Origin of the sequence: Nocardioides sp. (assembly GCF_041600255.1) — a bacterium.
Taxonomy (GTDB): Bacteria; Actinomycetota; Actinomycetes; order Propionibacteriales; family Nocardioidaceae; genus Nocardioides.
On sequence record NZ_JBFIKK010000236.1, the window covers coordinates 1 to 2,062 of the forward strand.

2 protein-coding genes are annotated in these 2,062 nt (G+C 69.9%); one reads left to right on the forward strand and one right to left on the reverse strand.

Annotated elements, in window-relative coordinates:
- Nucleotides 1–108: 108 nt before the first annotated feature.
- Nucleotides 109–1,272 (reverse strand): cystathionine gamma-synthase, encoded by a 1,164-nt coding sequence (locus ABZE72_RS16700; RefSeq protein WP_372730162.1) that lies wholly within the window; start codon nt 1,270–1,272, stop codon nt 109–111.
- An 89-nt stretch (nt 1,273–1,361) separates the two neighbouring features.
- Here ABZE72_RS16700 and msrA point away from each other — a divergent pair, with 89 nt between their 5' ends.
- Complete coding sequence (gene msrA, locus ABZE72_RS16705; RefSeq protein WP_372730163.1) at nt 1,362–2,006, forward strand: peptide-methionine (S)-S-oxide reductase MsrA; 645 nt, start codon at nt 1,362–1,364, stop codon at nt 2,004–2,006.
- Nucleotides 2,007–2,062 lie beyond the last annotated feature (56 nt).

The window sequence follows — 2,062 nt, forward strand, 5'->3', positions numbered from 1 at the left end:
CCGGCGGCGACGATGCGGCCCTCGGTCAGGTCGACCAGGACCGCCTTGGTGAACGTGGAGCCGAAGTCGACGCAGAGGCAGACGTCTGCGGGGGACTCAGCGGAGGACTCAGCCGAGGGCACGGTCGAGGTCGGCGATCAGGTCGTCGGCGGTCTCGATGCCGACGCTCAGCCGGATCAGGTCCGGCGGGACCTCGAGGTCGGTGCCGGCCACGCTGGCGTGGGTCATCCGGCCGGGGTGCTCGATCAGCGACTCGACGCCGCCCAGCGACTCACCCAGCGTGAAGACCTCGGCCTTCTCGCAGACCGCGAGGGCGTGCTGCTCGCCACCGGTGACCCGGAACGAGACCATGCCGCCGAAGCGCTTCATCTGCCGGGCAGCCAGGGCGTGGCCCGGGTGCTCGGGCAGACCCGGGTAGATCACCTGGGAGACGGCCGCGTGCGAGGAGAGGAACTCCACGACCTTCTCGGCGTTGTCGCAGTGCCGGTCCATCCGGACGCCCAGCGTCTTGAGACCGCGGTGGGTCAGGAAGGCGTCGAACGGGCCGGGGACCGCGCCCATCGCGTTCTGGTGGAAGGTGATCTGCTCGGCCAGGTCGAGGTCGCGGACGACGACGGCGCCGCCGACGACGTCGGAGTGGCCGCCGCAGTACTTGGTGGTCGAGTGCATCACCACGTCGGCGCCCAGCGTCAGCGGCTGCTGCAGGTACGGCGAGGCGAAGGTGTTGTCGACGACCAGCTTGGCGCCGGCCTCGTGGGCGACAGCGGCCAGGGCCTCGATGTCGCCGATGTTGAGCAGCGGGTTGGTCGGGGTCTCGATCCAGACCAGCTTGGTCACGCCCGGCTTGATCGCGGCGCGTACGGCGTCCACGTCCGAGACGGCCGCCGGGCTGTGGTCGACACCCCAGACCTTGGCGACCTTGTCGAAGAGGCGGAAGGTGCCGCCGTACGCGTCGTCGGGGATGACCACGTGGTCACCGGGGCGGCACATCGAGCGGATCAGGGCGTCCTCCGCGGCGAGGCCGGAGGCGAAGGCGAAGCCCTTCTCCCCCTCCTCGAGAGCCGCGATCGCGCCTTCCAACGCGGTGCGGGTCGGGTTGGCCGAGCGGCTGTACTCATAGCCGCCGCGCAGGCCGCCGACGCCGTCCTGCTTGTACGTCGAGGTGGCGTAGATCGGCGGGATCACCGCACCCGTCATCGGGTCCGGCTCGTAGCCCGCGTGGATTGCACGCGTCTCGAAGCCGGACTTGTTCCTGTGCTGCTGCTCGCTCATGCACCGAGGCTATCGACTGGGAACGCGACAGCCACCACCGATGTTGCAGACTGGTGAGAGCCCGCCCGACCCAGGAGTGCCCCGTGTCCCTGTTCAGCCGCCACAAGACCGAGCTCGTCACGCCGGACCAGGCCCTGCCCGGTCGCAGTGAGCGCAACTTCCACCTCTCCGACAAGCACGTCGTGCTCGGCACGCCCGTGGTGACCGACGAGGCACCGGCCGGCCACGAGGTCGCGATCTTCGGGCTGGGCTGCTTCTGGGGCGCCGAGGAGATCTACTGGCAGCTGCCGGGCGTCTGGTCGACGTCGGTCGGGTACGCCGGCGGGTCCACGCCGCACCCGTCGTACGAGGAGGTCTGCTCGGGACGCACCGCGCACACCGAGGCGGTCCGGGTGGTCTTCGACCCGACCGTCGTGTCCTACGCCGACCTGGTCAAGCTCTTCTTCGAGGTGCACGACCCGACCCAGGGCATGCGCCAGGGCAACGACGTGGGCACGCAGTACCGCTCGGCGATCTACGTCACGACGCCGGAGCAGGAGAAGACCGCGCGCGAGCTGACCGAGGTGTACGGCGCCGAGCTGCGCCGCCGGCGCCTGGGCGAGATCACCACCGAGGTCCGCGAGGCGCCGACGTACTACTACGCCGAGGACGTGCACCAGCAGTACCTGGCCAAGAACCCGCACGGCTACCGCTGCCACTCGAACACCGGCGTGAAGTTTCCCGAGACTGCCTGAGATCGGAGCCAGACACGTGCGGTGGCAGGAATGCCTCGGACAGCGTCACGCCCTCA

What these genes read in the sequence shown, in the direction of transcription:
- ABZE72_RS16700 (WP_372730162.1), bottom strand. Translation starts at nt 1,272, where the DNA reads ATGAGCGAGCAGCAGCACAGGAACAAGTCCGGCTTCGAGACGCGTGCA.